Raw genomic sequence first — 20,937 nt, 5'->3', positions numbered from 1 at the left:
CCGCGCTGGTGGCTTTCAAGGGTGGCGCTGGATGCGCAAGGCATTGTAGGGAAGCGGCCGCGTATCATCCGCCGACGTTTCCCAAATGAAAGGGCAAGGCCATGGCGCTGATGGATTTCATCAAGAAGCAGTTTATCGACGTCATCCAGTGGACGGAGGACGCCGACGGCGTGCTGGCCTGGCGCTTTCCGATGGCGGACATGGAGATCCAGAACGGCGCCGTGCTGGTGGTGCGCGAGTCGCAGCTGGCGATGTTTGTCAACGAAGGCCAGGTGGCCGACGTGTTCGGCCCCGGCACGCACAAGCTGACGACGCAGACGCTGCCGCTGCTGACCAACCTGAAGAACTGGGACAAGCTGTTCCAGTCGCCCTTCAAGAGCGACGTGTACTTCTTCAGCACGCGCCAGCAGATCGACCAGAAGTGGGGCACGCCCCAGCCCATCACCGTGCGCGACAAGGAGTTCGGCGCCGTGCGCCTGCGCGCCTTCGGCAACTACGCTTGGCGCGTGGCCGACCCGAGGAAGTTCCACACCGAGATCTCCGGCACGCGCGACACCACCACCGTGGCCGAGCTCGACGGCCAGCTGCGCGGCCTGATCATGCAGAACATCGCCGTCGGCATCGCGCAGAGCCAGATCCCGTTCCTCGACCTGGCGGCCAACCAGCATGCCTTCGCGCAGGCGCTGGCCGCCGCGCTCAGCCCGGCCATGGAGGGCTACGGCCTGAAGCTGGAGGCGATGACGGTGCAGAGCATCTCGCTGCCCGAGGAGCTGCAGAAGATCCTCGACCAGAAGATCGGCATGGGCATGGTCGGCAACGACATGGGCAGGTTCATGCAGTACCAGACCGCGCAGGCCATCCCCAAGATGGCCGAGGGCGTGGGCGCCGGCGGCGATGCGGGCGGCCTGGCCGGCGCCGGGCTGGGCATGGGCGCCGGCGTGGCGATGGGGCAGATCCTGGCGCAGAACATGCAGTCGGCTTTGCAAGGCGGCGCGCCCACGCCGGCCGCCGCGCCGGCCGGCGTCAAGCCCGAGGACGTGATGGCCACGCTGGAGAAGCTGGGCGAACTCAAGGCCAAGGGCATCCTGACCGACGACGAGTTCAACGCCAAGAAGGCCGAGCTGCTCAAGAAGCTGGTCTGATACTATAAAGATAATAGCTGCCAGCGTGCGCCCAGCAAGCGCTGGAGCCCGATTTTGCTTGGAAACTCAGTGACCGACCCGGCCGGCCCCCAGCGCGCCTACCGCGCGCCCTGTCCGTCGTGCGGGGCGCCGGTGGAGTTCCGCAGCGCGCAGTCCACCCATGCCGTCTGCGCCTATTGCCGCAGCGCCGTGGTGCGCGAGGGCGACGCGCTCAAGCGCATCGGCCGCATGGCCGAGCTGTTCGACGACTTCAGCCCGCTGCAGCTCATGGCCGCCGGCCGCTGGCAGGGCCGCGCGTTCACCCTGGTCGGCAGGCTGCAATACCAGTACGCCGAGGGCCGCTGGACCGAGTGGTGCGCGCAGTTCGACGACGGCAGCGCCGGCTGGCTGGCCGAGGACAACGGCGCCTACGTCTTCGCGCTGCCGCAGCCGGCCGAGGGCGAGCTGCCCCGGCCCAAGAGCTTCAAGCCCGGCGCCGCCGCCACCCTGCTGGGCGAGCGCTGGTCGGTCGCCTCCTATCAGAGCGTGCGGCTGGTGTCGGCGCAGGGCGAGCTGGCGCATCTGCCGGCGCCGGGGGCGAGCTTTCCCATCGTCGAGCTGCGCAACGGCGCCGGCGAAGTCCTGAGCATCGACTACGGCAACCAGCCGCCCACGCTGTCGCGCGGCCGCGCCGTCCTGCTGGCCGATCTGGCGCTGACCGGACTGCGCGACGCCTCGGCGCGCGAGGACCAGGGCCGCCAGTTCGCCTGCCCGAACTGCGGCGCGCCCGTCGCGCCCCAGCTGGCGCAGAGCAAGAGCATCACCTGCCCGCAGTGCAGCGCGCTGATCGACCTGTCGCAGGGCGTCGGCGGCGAGCTGCGCGCCGCCGAGCAGGCCGAGCGCGTGCGCCCGCTGATCCCGCTGGGCAGCACCGGCCAGCTCGACGGCGCCAGCTGGCAGGTGGTGGGCTTCCAGCACCGGCTCGGCCAGGCGCCCGACGACGACGAGCACTTCGGCTGGCAGGAATACCTGCTCTACAACGCGCAGCGCGGCTTCTGCTTTCTGGTCGATGCGGAAGACGGCTGGAGCCTGGTGCGCCCGCTCAGCGGCGCGCCCGAGGTCACGCCCGGCGGCAGCCGCGCCAGCCACGGTGGCGTGGTCTACACCCGCCAATGGCAGTACCGCGCCGAGACCAGCTACGTGCTGGGCGAGTTCTATTGGCAGGTGCGGCGCGGCCAGGTCACCCAGAACAGCGACTACGCCAGCGGCGACCAGCTGCTGTCGTCCGAGCAGGGCGGCGGCGAGATCATCTGGTCGGCCGGGCGCAAGATCGCCGCGCGCCAGGTGGCCGACGCCTTCAAGCTGGGCGACGCGCTGGCGCGCGCCGACGCCCGACCCTTCAGCGCCGCGCCCTCGGTCAACATCGTCACCATCATCGTCGTGCTGGTGCTCATCGTCATCGTGCTGTCTCTCTTCTCGCGCTGCTCCGACGGCGGCGGCAGCTATGGGCGCTCGTCGGGCGGCTCGTTCGGGGGCTACAGCTCGGGGGGCGGACACAAGTAAACAGGAGGTTCCATGGACATCGAATGGTTCAAGCCCGCCGCGTTCGTCGGCTCCATCGTCTACGCCCTGCTCGGCGTGGTCGTCTTCTGGCTGTGCTTCATCATCATCGACAAGATCACGCCCTACGACCTGTGGGCCGAGATCGTCGAGAAGCACAACCGCGCCCTGGCACTGGTGGTGGCCGCCATGTGCCTGGGCATCAGCATCATCGTGGCCGCCGCCATCCACGGATGAGCGCCGCGCCGGGCGGCGGGGTGGCCGCCGCGCTGGCGGCCTACGGCCTGTGGGGGCTGATGCCGCTGTACTTCCGGCTGCTGGCGCCGGCCTCGGCCATCGAGGTGGTCGCGCACCGCGTCGTCTGGTCGTTCGTGCTGCTGGCGGGCGTGCTGGCGGCGCGCCGCGGGCTGGTGGCGCTGTGGCGGCGGCTGGATGCCGCGCTGCTCGCGCGCATGGCCCTGGCGGCCGTCCTGGTCAGCACCAACTGGCTCACCTACGTCTGGGCCGTGACCCACGGCCATACGCTCGACGCCAGTCTGGGCTACTTCCTGCTGCCGCTGCTCAGCGTCGCGCTCGGCGTGCTGGCCCTGGGCGAGCGGCTGGCGCGCGGCGAGTGGGCGGGCGTGGGGCTGGCCGCGCTCGGCGTGGCCTGGCTCGGCTGGGCCTCGCCCAGTTTTCCCTGGGTGGCCCTGGTGCTGGCGTTCTCGTTCGGCATCTACGGCCTGGTCAAGAAGCGGATCGTGCTGCCGCCCACGGAAGGCATGGCGGTGGAAACCGGGCTGATCGCCCTGCCGGCGCTGGCCCTGCTGCTGGGCCTGTCCGCCAGCGACGCGCTGGTGTTCGGCCACCACGGCCGCGCCACCGACGGGCTGTTGGCCAGCACCGGCCTCGTGACTACCGTGCCGCTGGTGGCCTTCGCCTACGCGGCGCAGCGCCTGAGCCTGGCGACGCTGGGCATGCTCCAGTACATCTCGCCCACGCTGCAATTCCTGCTGGGCGTGTTCGCGCTGCACGAGCCGCTGGACGCGCGCCGCCTGGCCGGCTTCGTGGCGGTGTGGGCCGGGCTGGCGGTGTACACCTTCGCCGTGGCCTGGGGACGCCGCAGGCCGGCCGTGATGACCTGAGTGCGCGCGATGGCCGACGCTTCCACTGAATCGCACCCGGGTGGCCCGCGCCCCGGCCCGCACCCGCTGGAGGTCGCGCTGCTGGCCAGCGTGTTCGTCGTCGCTGCCTGTGGGCTGTTGTACGAGCTGGCGGCCGGCGCCATCGCCAGCTACGTGCTGGGCGACTCGGTGCTTCAGTTCTCCACCATCATCGGCAGCTACCTGTTCGCCATGGGCGTGGGCTCGTACCTGTCGCGCTTCTTCGAGCGGCAGCTGCCGGCGCACTTCCTGCGCATCGAGCTGCTGGTGGCGCTGGCCGGCGGGCTGCTGCCGGTGGCGCTGTTCCTGGCCAACGCCTGGGCGCCCGGCGCGTTCCGCGTCGTGCTGTATGGGCTGGTGCTGCTGGTGGGCACGCTGGTGGGGCTGGAGATACCGCTGGTCATGCGCATCCTGCGGCGCAACGTGCGGCTGCGCGAGCTGGTGTCGCAGGTGCTGACCTTCGACTACCTGGGCGCGCTGGCGGTGTCGCTGGCCTTTCCGCTGCTGCTGGTGCCGCAGCTCGGGCTGATCCGCACCGGGCTGCTGTTCGGGTTGCTGAATGCGCTGGTGGGCGTGTGGGCGCTGTGGCTGTTCCGGCATGAGCTGCGCGCGTTCGCCGCGCACGCGGCGGCCTGCGCGCTGACGCTGGCCGTGCTGGCCGCCGGCTGGGCCTTCGCCGGCCAGGTCACCACGCTGGCCGAGGACAGGCTGTACGCCGACCGCGTGGTGTTTGCCCAGAGCACGCCGTACCAGCGCATCGTCGTCACCCACGCGCCGGGCGAGGGGCGGCCGGGCTACCGGCTGTTCCTCAACGGCAACCTGCAGTTCGCCGAGCGCGACGAGTACCGCTACCACGAGGCCCTGGTGCACCCCGCCCTGGCCGCGCACGGCGCGCCGCGCAGGGTGGCGGTGCTGGGCGGCGGCGACGGCATGGCGGTGCGCGAAGTGCTGAAGTACCCGGGCGTGGAGCAGGTCACCCTGGTCGAGCTGGACCCGGCGATGACCGAGTTGTTCACGCACAACCCGGCGCTGGCCGCGCTGAACGGCCATGCGCTGGCTTCGCCCAAGGTGAAGATCGTCAACACCGACGCCTTCAAGTGGCTGGAATCGGGCGAAGAGGTTTTCGACGTCATCGTGGTGGACTTCCCCGACCCCACCAACTTCAGCATCGGCAAGCTCTACACGCTGAGCTTCTACGCCCTGCTGGAGAAGCGCCTCGCGGCCAGCGGCTACGCGGTGATCCAGACCACCTCGCCGCTGGTGGCGCGGCGCAGCTTCTGGACCGTGGTGCAGACCGTCGAGGCCGCGGGCCTGCGCGCCACGCCCTACCACGCCCACGTGCCCAGCTTCGGCGAATGGGGCTTCGTCATCGCCAGCCGCCGGCCCTGGCGCCTGCCCGCCGAGCTGCCGGCCGGCCTGCGCTACCTCACGCCGGCCACGCTGGGGCTGCTGTTCGACTTCCCGGCCGACATGGCGCGCGTGCCGGCCGAGGTCAACCGGCTGTCGAACCAGGTGTTGGTGCACACCTACGAAACCGAATGGGGCCGGGTGATGAAATGAGGCACCCCCCTGAGTCGCCTTCGGCGCCTTCCCCCCTCTCTCTGCGGGAGGGGGGACAACGCCAGTGGCCGGCGCAGGTCCGTCCACGGCGTTCGCTGGCGTGGCCTGCTCCGCGGCCACCGGACGCCTTGCGGCGATGTGCGGGTTCGCGCAGCTGACCGATGCAACGCAGATCCCTGCTTCTGACGGTTGCGCTGGCTGCGGCCGGCTGCTCGCCGCGCGAGCGGGAGGCCATCGAAGGCGGCTTCGCCGGCATCGCGCATGAACGCGGCCACCTGCTGCGCCAGCCCTGGCCGACCCGCGCGCCCGACGTGGTGCGCACCGCGCACACCGTGATCGCCGGCGGCGGCATCGCCGGGCTGGCGGCGGCGCGCGCGCTGCGGCGGGCGGGGCACGAGGACTTCGCCCTGCTGGAGCTGGAAGACGCTCCCGGCGGCAACAGCCGCGGCGGCGCGCTGATGGGCATCGCCTGCCCGCTGGGCGCGCACTACCTGCCACTGCCGGGCGACGACGCGCACGAGGTGCGGGACCTGCTGGAAGAACTGGGCCTGCGCCGCCGCGTGGCTGGCCGCTGGCAGTACGACGAGCGCGCCCTGTGCCACAGCCCGCAGGAGCGCCTTTTCTTCAATGGCGAGTGGCAGGACGGCCTGCTGCCTGTGCACGGCGTGGGCGCCGCCACGCAGGCGGCGTACCGGCGTTTCGCCGCCCTGGTGGCCGACGCGCAGCGCGCTGCGCACTACGCCATCCCAGTGCAAAGATCGGCCTTCGCGCCCGCCCAGCTTGCGCTGGACGCTATAGATTTCAAAGCGTGGCTGGCCCGGCAGGGCCTGGCCGACGCGCACCTGCTGTGGTATCTGGACTACTGCTGCCGCGACGACTTCGGCGCTGGCATCGGCGCCGTCTCGGCCTGGGCGGGGCTGCACTACTTCGCCAGCCGGCACGGCTTCCACGCGCCGGGGGCCGAGGGTGGGGGCGAGGCAGGCGACGAAGGCGGCGTGCTCACCTGGCCGCAGGGCAACGGCTGGCTGGCCGCGCAACTGGCCGCGCCGCTGGGCGAGCGGCTGCACGCCGGCCGCGTGGTCGGCCGCATCGCATCCGGCAAGCACGGGGTGGAGGTGGATGCGCTGGATGCCGCCACCGGCCGGCTGGAGCGCTGGCAGGCGCGCCAGGCCGTGGTCGCGCTGCCCGTGGGCGTGGCCGCGCGCGTGCTCGACCCGCTGCCCGCCGCCGTGCGCGCGCGCGCCGCCGGCCTGCGCACCGCCCCCTGGCTGGTCGCCAACCTGCGCCTGCGCGCGCCGCTGGCCGACCGCCCCGGCGCCGCGCCGAGCTGGGACAACGTGCTCTACGGCAGCGCCGGCCTGGGCTACGTGGACGCCATGCACCAGAGCCTGCAAGCCGTGCCCGGCCCCACGGTGCTGACGTACTACCGCGCGCTGGGCGACGAGCCCGGCGGCCGGGCCGAACTGCTGGCGCGCCCGTGGACGCACTGGCGCGACGCCCTGCTGGCCGAGCTGGCCGTGCCGCACCCCGACCTGGCGCCCAAGCTGCTGCGCATGGAGATCACCCGCTACGGCCACGCCATGGCCGTGCCCGTGCCCGGGACTTTGAGCCAAATCGACCGTTTGCGCCCGCCCAGCAAGCGCCGGCAGCTATTAAAAAAAGAGCATCCGCCGGCCTGGCGCTTCGCCGACGCGCCGCGCCTGGCGTTCGCGCACGCCGACTGGTCGGGCTACTCGGTGTTCGAGGAAGCCTTCACCCTGGGCCACGCGGCCGGCAGCGCGCTGGCCTGAGGCGTGCAAAAGCTCACAAGGTTCACACGTTTCTTTACGCTCCCGCGCGCACCTGGCGGGAACTCCGCTTGCCATCCGGTGCTCTGACCATACGTAAGGCAAGTGGTTGAATGACACGCTATGACTTCTTGAAGCTGCCGAGCCATCTGAAAACCTGAAGCGCACTTCCTCCTCCCTCCCTCCTCCTCTTTCGCTTCAGGCCGCTTCGGCAGCATTTTTATTCCGCAGCGCCGCCCGGGCTCCGTGCCCCGGCGGCGCTTGCTTTTTAGTTGTTCGGCGCGCTGCGCTTCACCTGCAGCGCATGAAACCCCAAGAGCCCGATGGCCGCGGAGCAGGCCATGCCAGCAACCGCCGCGGACGGGCTTGCCCCGGCCGCTGGCGGTGCCCTCCTAGAGGGGGGAGGCGCAACAGCGCGAAGCGCGTGGAGACACGGGGGTGGTCAATTCAGGCCGGGAGGGTGTCCGCGAAGCTCGGGCGCTGCATCAGGCGCTCGTCCAGCAGCCGCGCCAGGTTGGCGTGGCGCGCGCGCCAGTCCAGCTCGGGGAAGCGGAAGTCCAGGTAGCCCAGGGCGCAGCCGACGGCGATGTCGGCCAGCGACAGGTGCACGCCGGGCGAGCACCAGGTCTTCTCGCCCAGGCCGCTGCTCATGGCGGCCAGCGCGGCGTCCACCTTGCCCATCTGGCGCGCGATCCAGGCGGCGCTGCGCTCGCTGTCGGCGCGGCCGGGCCAGGTGCGCTCCAGCCGCGCCAGCAGGGCGGCGTCCAGCAGGCCGTCGGCCAGCGCCTCCCAGGTCTTGACCTCCACGCGCTGGCGGCCCGAGGGCGGGATCAGCCTGCCCACGGGCGAGAGCGTTTCGAGGTACTCGACGATCACGCGCGAGTCGAACACCGCGTCCTGCCCGTCCATCACCAGGCAGGGCACCTTGCCCAGCGGGTTGGATTCGCCGATGCGGGTGTCGTCGGCCCAGACGTTCTCGGTGATGAACTGGTAGTCGAGCTTCTTTTCCGCCATCACCACCCGCACCTTGCGCACGTAGGGGCTGGTCGGGGCACCGATCAAACGCATGGACATTGAAGACGTTCGTGAGGAGTGGAGAATGGCGCCGGCCATTCTAGGCCAAGCCCGCCGGTGCCCGCATCCGCCAACAGGCGGAAGGCCCGGCTTCTACAATTTCGGCCATGCAACTCATCCCGCTCACCGCTGTTTCCCCCCTCGACGGCCGCTACGCCGGCAAACTGGCCCCGCTGCGCCCGATCATGAGCGAGCTGGGCTACATGCAGCGCCGCGTGCAGGTGGAGCTGACCTGGTTCGTGGCGCTTTCCGACGCGGGGTTCTCCGAATTCAAGCCGCTTTCCATAGAAGCGCGCGCTTACCTCGAAAGCCTGGTGCGCGATTTCTCCGAGGCCGACGGCCAGGCCATCAAGGACATCGAGAAGACCACCAACCACGACGTCAAGGCGGTCGAATACTGGATCAAGGCCCAGTTCGACGGCCGCCCCGAGCTGCTGGCCGCCAGCGAGTTCGTGCACTTCGCCTGCACCAGCGAGGACATCAACAACACCAGCCACGCCCTGCAACTGAAGGCCGCGCGCGACGATGTGCTGCTGCCGCTGCTGAGTCGCGTGATCGACACCCTGCGCCTGCTGGCCCACCACCATGCCCACGTGCCCATGCTCAGCCGCACCCACGGCCAGACCGCCAGCCCCACCACCGTGGGCAAGGAGCTGGCCAACGTCGTGGCCCGCCTGGACAAGGCGCACGCGCAGATCGCCGGTGTGCAGCTGCTGGCCAAGATGAACGGCGCGGTGGGCAACTACAACGCCCACCTGTCGGCCTGGCCCGACTTCGACTGGGAGGCCTTCAGCCGCCGCGTGGTGCAATCGCCCGCCGCCGGCGAGCCGGGCGCGGTGGCGGGCCAGCCGGGCCTGGGCCTGACCTTCCAGATCTACAGCACCCAGATCGAACCGCACGACTACATGGCCGAGCTGTTCGACGCCGTGGCGCGCGCCAACACCATCTGCATCGATCTGGCGCGCGACATCTGGGGCTACATCAGCCTGGGCTACTTCAAGCAGAAGACCAAGGCCGGCGAGATCGGCTCCAGCACCATGCCGCACAAGGTCAACCCGATCGACTTCGAGAACGCCGAGGGCAACTATGGCCTGGCCAACGCGCTGCTGCGCCACCTGAGCGAGAAGCTGCCCATCAGCCGCTGGCAGCGCGACCTGACCGACTCCACCGTGCTGCGCAACATGGGCGTGGCGCTGGGCTACGCCACGCTGGCGCACCAGTCGCTGCTGACCGGCCTGAACAAGCTGGAGCTGAACGAAGCCGCCCTGTCGGCCGACCTGGATGCGGCCTGGGAAGTGCTGGCCGAGCCCATCCAGACCGTGATGCGCCGCTTTGGCGTGCCCGGCGCGTATGAAAAGCTCAAGGAAGCCACGCGCGGCCAGGCCGTCACGCGCGAGGCGCTGCACGGGCTGATCCGCGCGCTGGACATCCCGCCGGCCGAGAAGGACCGCCTGCTGGCCCTCACGCCCGCCAGCTACGTCGGCAAGGCGGCCGCGCTGGCGCGCCGCGGTTGAGTCTACAAGCCAAATCGGCCTCCAGCGCCCGCCCATCAAGCGCCAGCAGCTACTGAAACAGTAGCAAACGACATCATTCCATGGCCCTCAAATCCACCGTCTTCAAGGCCGACGTGCAGCTGGCCGACATCGACCACGGCTGCTACACCGACTTGCAGCTCACCCTGGCGCGCCACCCCAGCGAGACCGACGAGCGCATGCTGGTGCGCCTGGCCGCGCTGGCGCTGAACGCCCACCAGGTGCAGGACCTGTGCGGCGGCGACGCGCGCATCGGCTTCGGCGCCGGCCTGTCCAGCCCCGACGAGCCCGACGTGCAGCTGACCGACTTCACCGGCCGCACGCGCCTGTGGATCGAGGTCGGCCAGCCCGACGACAAGCCGCTGGCCAAGGCGTGCAGCAAGGCCGACCAGGTCATCCTCTACACCTACGGCCCGGCGGCCGAGGTGTGGTGGCGCGGCATCGAGGGCAAGCTGGCGCGCCTGGACAAGCTCGCCGTCTGGCGCATCCCCGCCGCCGAGGCGCAGGCCCTGGCGCTGCTCGCCGAGCGCAGCATGCAATTGCAGGCCACGGTGCAGGAGGGGGTGCTGACGCTGTCCAGCGGGCTGGGCAGCGTGGCGGTGGAGCCGCTGCGCTGGCGGTAGCGGCAACGGGCGTTCAGAACGTCCAGCGCGCCGATACCCGCACGCTGCGCGGCTCCATCGGGTGGACGTGCCGCCCCTCGATGCCGCCGCCGCAGGCGCCGCTGGCCACTTCGCCGGCGGTGCACGAGGCGTAGTCGTACTCGATGTCGTTGCCCTTGCGGTTGGTCAGGTTGAACACCTGCAGGCCGATGCTCAGGTGGCGGTTGACGGCGTAGCGCCCGCCCAGGTTGAGCAGGGTGACGGGGCGCGAGCGCACGCTGTTGGTGGTGTCGAGCGCGCGCGCGCCCATGTGGCGCAGGCGCAGCGTGGCCATCCACGGGCCGCTTTCCCACACCACGCCGGCGGCCAGCACGCGCTCCACGGCGTTGTCCACGTGGTTGCCTTCGCCCTCGGGCGCGGCGCCGCGAAAGCGCGCGCGCGACCAGGCGGCGTCGGCCTCCACGCGCCAGCGCGGGTCGATCTGCCAGCGCAGCGTGGCCTCCAGGCCGCGGCGGCGGCTGGCGCGGCCGGGCTCGGTGGCGCCGGCGTCGCCCACGTAGACCAGTTCCGAGTCGAGGTCGAGCTGCCACAGCGCGGCCGTCAGCGTCAGGCCGTCGCGCGGCTGAAAGCGCCAGCCCAGCTCGGCCCCCTGCCCCTTGACCAGGGCCGGCACGCGCTCGGCCGGCTCGCCGGTCTGCGGATCGACGGTGATGGTGGCGCCGCGCACGTCGTTGCTGTGGAAGCCCCGGCCCCAGTTGAGGTACAGCTCGTGCGTGGGCGCCACCGTCCAGGCCAGGCCCGCCTTGGGGCTGAGCAGGCTGTCGTGCCCGCGGCCGCTGTTGGCCGGGCCGTAGACGGGCTCGCGCCCGTCCACGCGGTAGCGCAGCCAGTCGCCGCGCAGGCCGACGTAGCCGCGCAGCGTGGGCGTGAAGTTGAGCAGCTGCTGGCCGTAGAGCGACAGCAGGTCCTGCGATACCTGGTCGTCGCGCACCGTCTGCCAGCGCTCGCGCGCCTCGGTGGCGTACAGGCCCACGCCCGCGATGCGGTCGCCGCGCCATTGCGCACCAAAACTGAGCACGCCGTCCAGATCGCCCCAGCGCGTATTCTTTTGGTGCGAGCCGGCCAGGCCGTAGACGCGCCGCCGGTCGCTCTGCTCGAACTGGTCGCCCCGGTCCGGGTGGGCGAGGAAGTAGGTGAAGTCGGAGAACAGGTCGAACCGGTAGTCGATGGCGTAGGCCGACAGGCGCGTTTCGCCCTGCGGGCCTTTGTCGAACCACTGGCCCGACAGCGACAGGCGGCGCGTGCGGCCGCCGTCGGTGGGGTTGAGGCTGCCGAAGCGCGAGAGCGCGCCGTCGTCCACCAGGCGCTGGGGGATCTGGTCGGTCGAAGTCCAGTGGCTGCTGTAGGCCATGCCCGTCACGCGCCAGCCGCGCTGCGGCGTGCCCTGCGAAAAGCGCAGCACGCCGTTGAGTTTGCGCAGGCGCTCGGGCACTACCCAGGGGCCGTTGTTCTTTTCCAGCTCCAGCGCGCCGAGCCAGGTGTGGTCGTCCTCGGTGCGCGAGCCGGCGGCCAGCAGGCGCTGAAAACCGTGCCCGCCCGCGGTGGCTTCGAGGTACGGTCGTTCCAAGGCGCTGACGTAGTCCATGCTGGCGCTGCCGGCCAGCGAGAAGTCGCCGCCGTCGGCGAAGTACGGCCCTTTGCGGTAGCGCACGCCCGACACCAGCTCCGGGATCAGGAAGTTCAGGTCGGCATACCCCTGGCCGTGGCCGTGCGTGGGCAGGTTGACCGGCATGCCGTCCACGCTGACGGCGAAGTCGGTGCCGTGGTCGAGGTTGAAGCCGCGCAGGAAGTACTGGTTGGCCTTGCCGTCGCCCGAATGCTGGGTGGCCACCACGCCCGGCACGGCCTCGACGATGTCGCCCGGCCGCAGCTTGGGCCGCGACTGGAACGAGGCCCGCTCGGCCGCCCCTTCGCTGGCGCTGTCGGCGCCGCCGATGGCCGCATCCACCGGGCCGCGCACCTCGACCTCGGGCAGGTGCGGCGCGTCCGGCAGCGGCGACTGCGCCTGCGCGCCCAGCGCGGCCAGCGCGGCCAGCATGCCCAAGGCCAGCGCGGGCCCCGGTTTGGCAGAGGTTCTGAACATGGCGTCGGCTCCTGGGGTGTATGAAGTAATTTGATTAATTCATACCAATGCAAGAATCGGGCCTGCAACGGTGCGCGACCCTCGCGCCGGACCGTCGCGGGTCAGTTCAGCGGCTTGTGGTGGCCATGCGCCGCGTGGGCGCCCGGGTGGTGGTGGGCGGCGGCATCGTGCGCCAGCGGCACCACGTGCGCATGGCCGTGGCGCACGCCGCGCAACGCCAGCAGCTTCTGCGCGCAGGCATGCACTTCGTCGAGCGGGCCGCGCAGGACCACGGCTTCCAGGCCGTCCTCGTGCCCCAGCTGGGTGTGCAGGCTGCTGACGACCAGGTCGTGGTGGTCGTGCTGCAGCGCCAGCACGCGCGCGGCCAGCGTGCGGTCGTGGTGGTCGTAGACGAAATTCACCGTCGCCACGCACCAGAGCGCCGTGCCGCTCCGCGCCGCCGCGTTGGTCGCGGCGGGCAGCACGGCGCTGCTCAGCCGCGCGCGGATCAGGTCGCGCACCGCTTCGGAGCGGTTCTCGTAGCCCATGGTGGCGATCAGTTCGTCGAACTGCGCGGCCAGGGCGTCGTCGAGCGAGATGGTGAAGCGTTGCATGGGGCGGTGCGGCGGGCGTCGGTACCGATGTGACCCGGGCAGTTTATCGGGCGGCCCGCGTCACGCGGGCATCGCCGCCCCGCAGGCCCAGCACTGCTCGAAGCCGCCTTCCACCAGTTCGCCGCAGGCCGCGCAGGTCCAGCGGCGCTGCGGCACGCGGGCCAGGTCATCCAGCAGGCGGCGCGCCTCGGCCACGTGCTCGTCGTGGCGCAGCCAGATCTCCGGCAGGCACTGGTCGGGCGGCAGCTCGCCCGCCACGCTGGAGAGGAAGCGCCGCTCCACCGTGGCCGGGTAGCCGGCCTCGCACAGCAGGTCGGCCCACAGCTGGGCGATGGCGGCGTTCGGGGCCCGGGTCAGCCGGCGCATGGTTGCAAGGCAAATCGGCCTCCAGCGCTTGCTGGGCAAGCGCTGGCAGCTATGTAAACAATAGTATCGAGGTCAGCGCGACGTGCGGCCGACGCCGGCGTCCACCGTGCCGTAGACGGTGACGCCGGGCTTGGCGCTGGCCGCGTCCGAGCTGGTCGGGGTGCCCGCGCACGCGGCGAGGCCCAGGGCGGCCAGCAGCGCGGCGCCGGCCAGGATCAGGCGGGTGATTCGCATGGGGATCGACTCCGTAGTGTGGCAACCGCCCCAGTATGCCGCGACTTGGGCAGTTCCACGCCGAGAACTACAGAGCGCGCCCCTCGTCGGTGGTACACGACTCCGGGCATGGGCCAAAAGGCCGCGGAGCAGGCCATGCCAGCGCCGAAGGCGACTCAGGGGGGTGTTGCAGTTCTCGCCTGCGGCAGTTTCCAGAACGCCGCCGCGCCGGCCAGCAGCATCGCCGCCATGGTCAGCAGCGCGGCGCTGAACGGCTCCACGCCCAGGCTCGGCGCCAGGCTGGCGGCCAGGCCGCTGGCCCACTGCATGAGCGAGATGCCCAGGAACATCGCCATCGTGAACAGCGACAGCGCGCGCCCGCGCACCGCGGCGGGGTAGGCGTCGCGCACGTAGCCGTATTGCAGCACGCCGTAGCCCGACAGCATGCCGAAGGCGATGGCCAGCAGCACGTCCACCCAGGCCATGCGCACCAGCCCCAGCGTGCCCAGCAGCAGCGCGGCGGCCACGGCGAGCCCCAGCAGCCAGCGGATGCGGCGCGCGCCGCCCGGGTCCAGCCTGCCGAACAGCGCCGGGCTGGCCATGCTGGCCAGCGTCATCACCAGCGCCACGTGGCCGCTGTCCACCAGCGAGAAGCCGTGCCGCTGCACCAGCAGCGGCCCCAGCCACAGCCCGCGCAGGGAGATGAAGCTGGCGTAGCCCACCGCCGCGTAGGCCACCAGCCCCAGGGTGTGCGGCAGCGCGAACAGGCCCGGCAGCTCGCGCAGCGCGGCCAGCGGCGAGGGGCGCGGGCCGCCCCCGGCGGCGGCGGGGGCGGCCGGCTCGCGCACCAGCCGCCACATCGCCCCCCAGGCCAGCACCGCGCAGCCGGCCAGCACGCCGAAGCCCCAGCGCCAGGACGTGGCCTCGATCAGCCAGGCCAGCGGCGTGGCCGTGGCCAGCACGCCGATGCTGCTGAGGCTCATCACCAGGCCCGAGACGGCGGTGAAGCGCTGGGCGCTGAAATGCCGCGCGATGAACACCGTGCAGACCAGGAAGGCCGGCGCGCAGCCGGTGCCGATCAGCATCTGGCCCAGCATCAGCGCGGCGTAGGAGTCGGCCTGCGCGGACAGCAGCGAACCGGCGACGGTCATCGGGAACGCCAGCAGGATGGTGCGGCGCACGCCGAACAGGTCGAGCGAGACGCCCATCGCCAGCTGCATGGTGCCGAAGGCGAAGTGGTAGGCCGCCGACCACAGGCCGAGCTGCTGCGGCGACAGGTGCAGCTGCGCGGCCAGCGGCGGCCCCATGATGGCCGCCAGCGTGCGGAACGCCTGGCTCAGCGCGAAGCCGCCGACCAGCGCCAGCAGCATCGTCCAGGCGGCGCGCTCGCCGAGCGGGGGGGCGGGAGAGGGATTCATGGTCAAAACCGGCCGCAGCGCTTGCCAGGCAAGCGCCGGCAGCTATCAAAACCGTATCAGTGTTGATGCCCGTGCGCGCCGTGCACGTGGCCGTGCGCCAGTTCCTCCGCCGTGGCCGGGCGCAGCGCCTTCACCGTGGCGCTGAAGCGGATCGCCTGGCCGGCCAGCGGGTGGTTGGCGTCCAGGTGCACCTCGGGGCCCTTGATCTTGACCACGTTGTAGAGCACCGGCTGGCCCTGCGGCCCCGGCCCCTGCAACTGGCCGCCGACCTTCACGCCGGGCGGGAACTCGGCCCGGGGGATGGTGCGCGCCAGCGCCTCGTCGCGCTCGCCGAAGGCGTCGGCGGCGGACAGCTCCAGCGCCACCTGCGCGCCCACGCCCTGGCCCTCCAGCGCCGCCTCGGCCTTGGGGAACAGGTTGCCGTGCCCGTGCAGGTAGGCCGTGGTGCCGGCGTCCAGCGGCTTGCCCTGCAAGCTGGTGATGCGGAAGGCGAGGGTGACGGCGGTGTCCTTGGCGATGGTCATGAGGGGCTCTCGGTGGGGGTCTCGGTCGGCGTGTCGGGTGCGGAGTGTGACAGCCCGCGCAGGCGCAGCAGCGGCAGCACCGCCTCGGCGGCGGCGCGGCCGGCGTCGATGGCCTCGCGCGCGCGGTGGAAGTCCAGCAGGCCCAGCTGCGCCAGGCGCGGGGCGATGGCGGCCTCGGGCGGGTCGCCCGCCATGCGGCTGCGCGTGATGCGCACCTGCATCACCTGGATGCTGCTGGCCAGCACTTCCATCAGCGAGGGCAGGGGCGGCGGCTCCTCGGCCGCGTGCGCCGGCGCGCCGCGCGGCCACAGCGCGCCCAGGCCGTGCTGGAGCGACTGCACCCAGGCGCCGCGCGGCGCACCGGGCGCGGCCGGGGCGTCGGTGGCGGACGGCGCGGCGTGGAAATACCTGCCCAGCTTGTCGCTGTTCAGGTCGACGGCGATCACCACCTCGGCGCCCAGCGCGCGCGCCAGCGACACCGGCACCGGGTTCACCAGCCCGCCGTCCACCAGCAGGCGCCCCTCGCGCCACACCGGGGTGAACAGGCCGGGCAGCGCGAACGAGGCGCGCACCGCGTCGGCCACCGAGCCCTCGCGCAGCCACACCTCGTCGCCGGAGTGCAGCGCCGTCGCCACGGCGGCGAAGCGCATCGGCAGCGCCTCGATCGGCCGGTCGCCGAAGTGCGCGCGCATGAAGCTGACCAGCCGCTCGCCCTTGAGCACGCCGCTGCCCAGGCTGAAGTCCATGTACGACATCACGGCGCGCCGGTCCATGCCCAGCACCCACTGCTCGAAGCGGTCCAGCTCGCCGGCGGCGTAGGCCGCGCCGACGATGGCGCCCACCGAGGCGCCGCACACCACGTCGGGCCGGATGCCGGCGGCCGTCAGCGCCCGCAGCACCCCGATGTGCGCCCAGCCGCGCGCCGAGCCGCTGCCCAGGGCCAGGCCGATGACGGGGCGGCGGGCGGTGGTGGGCATGGACGAGGCCCGCAGCCTCTCAGCCCTGCGCGAGCTCCAGCGGAACCTGGTGGTCGATGCGCTCGACCCGGCCGGCCGCCGAGTGGTTCTTGTAGGTGGCCCAGTCGGGGGCGTATTCGTCCGCCTGGTCGCCCCAGGTGGCCCAGCCCGGGCGCGAGCCGCGCGCGAACATTTCCAAGAACGGCCCCGGGCTGCATGCTTCGACAATGTCGTAGAACTCGTCGGGCTTGCGCGAGTGCTCGCGCTTCTGCGTCTTGAGGATGTTGACCTGCCGGCGCCCCGGCGCCAGGGTGCGTGCGTTCTTGCCGCGCGTGCCGAACAGCACCAGCTCGGTGGTGTTGCGGAAGTAGAAGCCCACGCCGCGCCCGTCGGGGCCGCCGTCTTTGCGGATCTTGTGCCAGACCAGGTTGGACTTGTACTGGAAACCCCAGGCTTGCATCACGGCCAGCCCCTCGGGCAGCAGCGCGTTGGGCACCCACAGGTACAGGTGGGCGGTGTCCTGCGCCGCGTCGGCCACGGGCAGCGCCTTGATGTCGTCCAGCGTCATCGTCGCGTAGCGCGACAGCCGGCGGTGTTCGGGCGCTACCTTGCCGGTGCGGTTCTGGAACTGCCAGGGCGGGTCGGCCAGCAGGGTGGCGAACTTGCGGCCATCCACGCGGGCGAGAAAGTCTTGTGCGGCGCCATGACTCATGGTTGATCCTCTTCGTAGAGCTGGGTGCTGATGCCGAAAGCCAGGATCGGGCAGCCGCCACCGCCGCCGCCTTCGATGCGCGGCAGCAGCTTGGCCATGTGGGTGGTGGACGCGCCGAAACTGCTGCCGCGGCCCAGCCCGTGGAAGATGCCTTGCAGCGCGTCGGTACGGGTGATGATGACGCCCACGCTGATGGCGCGCAGCTCGAACAGCAGGCGGAAGTTGTTCAGGTCGCGGTCGAAGAACGGATCCTTGTTGTTCCATTCGATCTCGACCGCGACGCGGTTCTTGAAGCAATCGACCTTGTGCGTGGGTGCGTCGCGCGTGGCGGCATCGACCTTGATCTGGGTGACGAACTGCTTTTCTTCCCAGCCGCGCTGGTAGAGAAAACCGTCGATGTGGTCGGCGACCTTGCCCTTGTTGCCACCACCCACGGTGATCCAGCTTTTCTTCAATCTGAACTGCGTCAGCAGCTCGCACAGATCGCGCCATTCAGCGGGGAAATCGTGGCGCAGGATGGCGCAGGCGTGCTTCCACTCGTGCACCTCGTAATGCGTGCGAATGAAGTCAGGCAGCAGATCAACGCCCATCGGATACTGTCCAAAGATCCAGTCTTGCGATCTTAACCGAGCATCAGGACAAATGCCCGCCCACGACCCCCGCCAGCTTGAACATGCCCACGCTGTCGGCGCCGAGGATGGGGCGCAGCTTGTCGTCAGCCAGGATGGTGCGCTTGTCCTGCGGGTCTTGCAGGCCGTGCGCCTTGATGTAGTCCCACAGCAGCTTCATCACCTCGCCGCGCCCGAACGGGCCGGGGCCGATGACGGCGGCCAGCTGCGGGCTGGGCTTCAGGGTGCCGGCGCGCGGGGTCTTCTCGGCCTTGGGCGCGGCGGTTTTCCTGGCGGGCGCTTTTTTGGCGGCTTTTTGGGCCACAGCGCCCGTCCCGCCTGCGCTGGCAGCTCCTGATTTCGCAGCGGCGGCAGCGGTCTTGCGCGGCGGGAACTTGCGGCCGCCCTCGCGCGGCTCGAACTCGAAGATCACCTTGCCCTCGTCGGCGCTCCAGGCCAGCCGCGCCTTGAAGGGGCGGCGCGTGCGCATGCTGACGAACTTGTCGAGCACGTCGGTCTTGCCGTCCGTCAGCAGCTTGCGCATCTGCGCGGGCTCCACCGGCTGCTGCAAGATGATCTGGCCGCTCTTGAAGTCGCAGGACGGCAGCGGCTGCGCGGCGGTGGGCACGGACTTCTCGCACACGTAGCTCTTGCCGAAGGCCTTCACGGCGGCGCCGCACTTGGGGCAGGGGCCCAGGTTCTCCTCGGCCGAGAGGTCCACGATCTCGCCCGTCTGCTCGGCCTTGGCGTCGTCGCCGAAGTCGAACTCCAGCTTGAAATGGCCCGCGCCCTCGGTATCGGGCACCAGCGCCAGCTCGGCGACGAAGGGCCAGCCGGCCTTGCTGCGGAAGCCCTCCAGCGGGCCGATGCGGCGCTCGCGCAGGAAGGTCCCGGCCTCCTCGGCGGAGAAGGTGCGCCCGCCGGGCGTCTTGGTGAAGGAGAAGCCGCAGCCCTCGCCCGCGCCGTTCGCGCCGGTGCACGCATAGCGCCGGTAGTTCTCCTTCACCACGCCGCCGCAGTGCGGGCAGGGCGTTTGCAGCGTGGCGTAGTCGCCAGGCACGGTGTCGCGGTCGAACTCCTTGGCCTTGCGCACGATGCGCTCGGTCATGGCGGCGATTTCCTGCATGAAGGCGTCGCGGCTGAGCTTGCCGTGCTCCATCTGCGCCAGCTTGTATTCCCATTCGCCGGTCAGCTCGGGCTTGCTGAGCTCGTCCACCTCCAGCCCGCGCAGCAGCGTCATCAGCTGGAACGCCTTGGCGGTGGGGATCAGCTCGCGGCCCTCGCGCAGCATGTACTTCTCGTTGATCAGCCCTTCGATGATGGCCGCGCGCGTGGCGGGCGTGCCCAGGCCCTTCTCCTGCATGGCCTCGCGCAGCTCGTCGTCGTCGATGGCCTTGCCGGCGCCTTCCATCGCGCCGAGCAGCGTGGCCTCGGAGTAGCGCGCGGGCGGGCGGGTGTGCAGCGCCTTCACCTCGGCCGACTCGTTGCGCACCATCTCGCCGGGGCGCACGGGCACGAGGGACTTGCCGTCTTTCTCGTCGCCTTCGGCCTCGATTTCCTTGCCGTAGATCGCCAGCCAGCCGGGCCTGGTCAGCACCTTGCCGTTGCTCTGGAAGTTGTAGCTGTTGCCTTCGTGCGTGGCGGTGGTGATGCGCGTGGTGACCTGGTATTCGGCGCTGGGGAAGAACACCGCCATGAAGCGGCGCACCACCAGGTCGTAGAGCCGGCGCTCGGCGTCCGACAGCGCGCCGGGCTCTTGCAGCGTGGGGATGATGGCGAAGTGGTCCGACACCTTGGCGTTGTCGAAGATGCGCTTGCTGGGCCGCACGTAGCCGTCTTGCAGCGCCTTGCGCGCGTGCGGCGCCAGGTGGGCCTGGTGGCCGCCGGCCAGCATCTCGAAGGTCTGCTTGGCCACCGCCAGGTAGTCCTCGGGCAGGTGGCGCGAGTCGGTGCGCGGGTAGGTCAGCGCCTTGTGGCGCTCGTACAGGCTCTGCGCCAGCGCCAGCGTGGTCTTGGCCGAGTAGCCGAACTTGCCGTTGGCCTCGCGCTGCAAACTGGTCAGGTCGAACAGCATCGGGCTGGCCTGGGTGCTGGGCTTGCTCTCTTCCTTGACGGTGCAGGCCAGGCCGCGCACGGCGGCGGCTATTGACTGCGCCTCAGCCTGCGTCCACACGCGGTCGGCGCGTTTCTCGGCGTCCTCGGGGTCTTTCTTCCAGGCCGGGTCGAACCACTTGCCGGGATAGGCGCCGGCCTCGGCCAGGAAAGTGGCGTGCACCTCCCAGTAGTCGCGCGCCACGTGCCGGCGGATCTGCTCCTCGCGCTCCACCACCACGGCCAGCGTGGGCGTCTGCACGCGGCCCACGGTGGTCAGGAAGAAGCCGCCGCCTTGCGAGTTGAAGGCCGTCATGGCCCGCGTGCCGTTGATGCCCACCAGCCAGTCGGCCTCGCTGCGGCTGCGCGCGGCGTCGGCCAGGCCCTGCATCTGCCGGTCGCTGCGCAGGCGCTCGAAGCCCTCGCGGATGGCCTGCGGCGTCATGCTTTGCAGCCACAGGCGCTGCACCGGCTTGCCCAGGCCCTTGAAAACACCATCCTTGTCCTGGCCGGCGTACTGCTCGATCAGGCGGAAGATCAGCTCGCCCTCGCGCCCGGCGTCGCAGGCGTTGATGAGGGCCGTCACGTCCTTGCGCCTGGCCTGCTTGACGACCGCGTTCAGGCGCGTCTTGGTCTTGTCCACCGGCTTCAGGTCGAAGCGCGGCGGGATGACGGGCAGGTGCGCGAAGCTCCATTTGCCGCGCTTCACGTCGTACTGCTCCGGCGCCTGGATCTCCACCAGGTGGCCGACGGCGCTGGTGACGACGTAGCGCTCGTTCTCGAAATGCTCGTCGTGCTTGTCGAACTTGCCGGCGACGGGCGTGAGGGCGCGCACGATGTCTTGCGCGACCGAGGGTTTTTCAGCGATGACCAGTGTCTTCATGGGGCTCTTTAGAATCCGTGTCCTTCACGCGCGCGCGCTCGCGCACGCCTAC

General features: G+C 70.9%; 19 protein-coding genes. 8 read left to right on the top strand and 11 right to left on the bottom strand.

Annotated features, from left to right (window positions below):
- Positions 1 to 101: 101 nt before the first annotated feature.
- The 6 genes from QM772_RS10340 to QM772_RS10315 all read left to right on the top strand — a co-directional run bounded on the left by QM772_RS10340 (position 102) and on the right by QM772_RS10315 (position 7,173).
- Entirely contained in the window at positions 102 to 1,142 is a 1,041-nt protein-coding gene (locus tag QM772_RS10340) for an SPFH domain-containing protein (RefSeq protein ID WP_415136120.1), read from the top strand.
- Positions 1,143 to 1,211: 69 nt separating this feature from the next.
- Positions 1,212 to 2,684 carry a DUF4178 domain-containing protein gene (locus QM772_RS10335; RefSeq protein ID WP_415136118.1) on the top strand — a complete coding sequence of 491 codons (1,473 nt, stop codon included), beginning with the start codon at positions 1,212 to 1,214 and terminating at the stop codon, positions 2,682 to 2,684.
- Between the two features lie 12 nt (positions 2,685 to 2,696).
- Entirely contained in the window at positions 2,697 to 2,918 is a 222-nt protein-coding gene (locus tag QM772_RS10330) for a DUF350 domain-containing protein (protein WP_415136116.1), read from the top strand.
- A complete protein-coding gene (gene rarD, locus QM772_RS10325) occupies positions 2,915 to 3,805 on the top strand; it encodes an EamA family transporter RarD (protein ID WP_415136114.1) in 891 nt (296 codons plus the stop codon). The genes QM772_RS10330 and rarD overlap by 4 nt, the downstream gene beginning before the upstream one ends.
- Before the next feature lie 9 nt (positions 3,806 to 3,814).
- Entirely contained in the window at positions 3,815 to 5,383 is a 1,569-nt protein-coding gene (locus tag QM772_RS10320) for a polyamine aminopropyltransferase (RefSeq protein WP_415136112.1), read from the top strand.
- 161 nt (positions 5,384 to 5,544) lie between these two features.
- Complete coding sequence (locus QM772_RS10315) at positions 5,545 to 7,173, top strand: FAD-dependent oxidoreductase (protein WP_415136110.1); 1,629 nt, start codon at positions 5,545 to 5,547, stop codon at positions 7,171 to 7,173.
- A 444-nt stretch (positions 7,174 to 7,617) separates the two neighbouring features.
- Here QM772_RS10315 and QM772_RS10310 read toward each other — a convergent pair whose 3' ends face one another.
- A complete protein-coding gene (locus QM772_RS10310) occupies positions 7,618 to 8,238 on the bottom strand; it encodes a glutathione S-transferase family protein (RefSeq protein ID WP_415139550.1) in 621 nt (206 codons plus the stop codon).
- A 113-nt stretch (positions 8,239 to 8,351) separates the two neighbouring features.
- On the opposite strand from QM772_RS10310, the gene purB reads away from it, so the two are divergent.
- Together purB and QM772_RS10300 are read left to right on the top strand one after the other, a co-directional pair.
- Complete coding sequence (gene purB, locus QM772_RS10305) at positions 8,352 to 9,758, top strand: adenylosuccinate lyase (RefSeq protein ID WP_415136108.1); 1,407 nt, start codon at positions 8,352 to 8,354, stop codon at positions 9,756 to 9,758.
- Positions 9,759 to 9,838: 80 nt separating this feature from the next.
- Positions 9,839 to 10,399 carry a YaeQ family protein gene (locus QM772_RS10300; RefSeq protein ID WP_415136106.1) on the top strand — a complete coding sequence of 187 codons (561 nt, stop codon included), beginning with the start codon at positions 9,839 to 9,841 and terminating at the stop codon, positions 10,397 to 10,399.
- 13 nt (positions 10,400 to 10,412) lie between these two features.
- Here QM772_RS10300 and QM772_RS10295 read toward each other — a convergent pair whose 3' ends face one another.
- From QM772_RS10295 to QM772_RS10250, 10 genes are all read right to left on the bottom strand, one after another.
- Positions 10,413 to 12,476 (bottom strand): TonB-dependent receptor, encoded by a 2,064-nt coding sequence (locus QM772_RS10295; RefSeq protein WP_415139548.1) that lies wholly within the window; start codon positions 12,474 to 12,476, stop codon positions 10,413 to 10,415.
- A 146-nt stretch (positions 12,477 to 12,622) separates the two neighbouring features.
- Positions 12,623 to 13,114: a nickel-responsive transcriptional regulator NikR gene (nikR, locus tag QM772_RS10290; protein ID WP_415136104.1), complete on the bottom strand. Its 492-nt coding sequence runs from the start codon at positions 13,112 to 13,114 to the stop codon at positions 12,623 to 12,625.
- Between the two features lie 60 nt (positions 13,115 to 13,174).
- The gene (locus QM772_RS10285; protein WP_415136102.1) at positions 13,175 to 13,480 is read right to left on the bottom strand and encodes a putative signal transducing protein; all 306 of its coding nucleotides are present in this window, start codon (positions 13,478 to 13,480) and stop codon (positions 13,175 to 13,177) included.
- A 72-nt stretch (positions 13,481 to 13,552) separates the two neighbouring features.
- Positions 13,553 to 13,714 carry a hypothetical protein gene (locus tag QM772_RS10280; RefSeq protein ID WP_415136100.1) on the bottom strand — a complete coding sequence of 54 codons (162 nt, stop codon included), beginning with the start codon at positions 13,712 to 13,714 and terminating at the stop codon, positions 13,553 to 13,555.
- Between the two features lie 155 nt (positions 13,715 to 13,869).
- A complete protein-coding gene (locus QM772_RS10275) occupies positions 13,870 to 15,111 on the bottom strand; it encodes an MFS transporter (RefSeq protein WP_415136098.1) in 1,242 nt (413 codons plus the stop codon).
- Between the two features lie 56 nt (positions 15,112 to 15,167).
- Positions 15,168 to 15,635, bottom strand: a complete 468-nt coding sequence (locus tag QM772_RS10270; RefSeq protein WP_415136096.1) for an FKBP-type peptidyl-prolyl cis-trans isomerase — start codon at positions 15,633 to 15,635, stop codon at positions 15,168 to 15,170.
- Complete coding sequence (gene rssA, locus QM772_RS10265; protein WP_415136094.1) at positions 15,632 to 16,612, bottom strand: patatin-like phospholipase RssA; 981 nt, start codon at positions 16,610 to 16,612, stop codon at positions 15,632 to 15,634. Before rssA ends, QM772_RS10270 begins: the two co-directional genes overlap by 4 nt.
- Positions 16,613 to 16,631: 19 nt before the next feature.
- Entirely contained in the window at positions 16,632 to 17,303 is a 672-nt protein-coding gene (locus QM772_RS10260; RefSeq protein ID WP_415136092.1) for an MT-A70 family methyltransferase, read from the bottom strand.
- Complete coding sequence (locus QM772_RS10255; protein ID WP_415136090.1) at positions 17,300 to 17,893, bottom strand: BglII/BstYI family type II restriction endonuclease; 594 nt, start codon at positions 17,891 to 17,893, stop codon at positions 17,300 to 17,302. The genes QM772_RS10260 and QM772_RS10255 overlap by 4 nt, the downstream gene beginning before the upstream one ends.
- Positions 17,894 to 17,936: 43 nt before the next feature.
- Positions 17,937 to 20,885 carry a DNA topoisomerase III gene (locus tag QM772_RS10250; RefSeq protein WP_415136088.1) on the bottom strand — a complete coding sequence of 983 codons (2,949 nt, stop codon included), beginning with the start codon at positions 20,883 to 20,885 and terminating at the stop codon, positions 17,937 to 17,939.
- Positions 20,886 to 20,937: the final 52 nt, after the last annotated feature.

This window comes from Ottowia sp., assembly GCF_047601385.1.
Classification (GTDB): domain Bacteria; phylum Pseudomonadota; class Gammaproteobacteria; order Burkholderiales; family Burkholderiaceae_C; genus Ottowia.
Note: the sequence above shows the minus strand (reverse complement) of the source record. Positions and strands in the feature narration are given on the sequence as shown.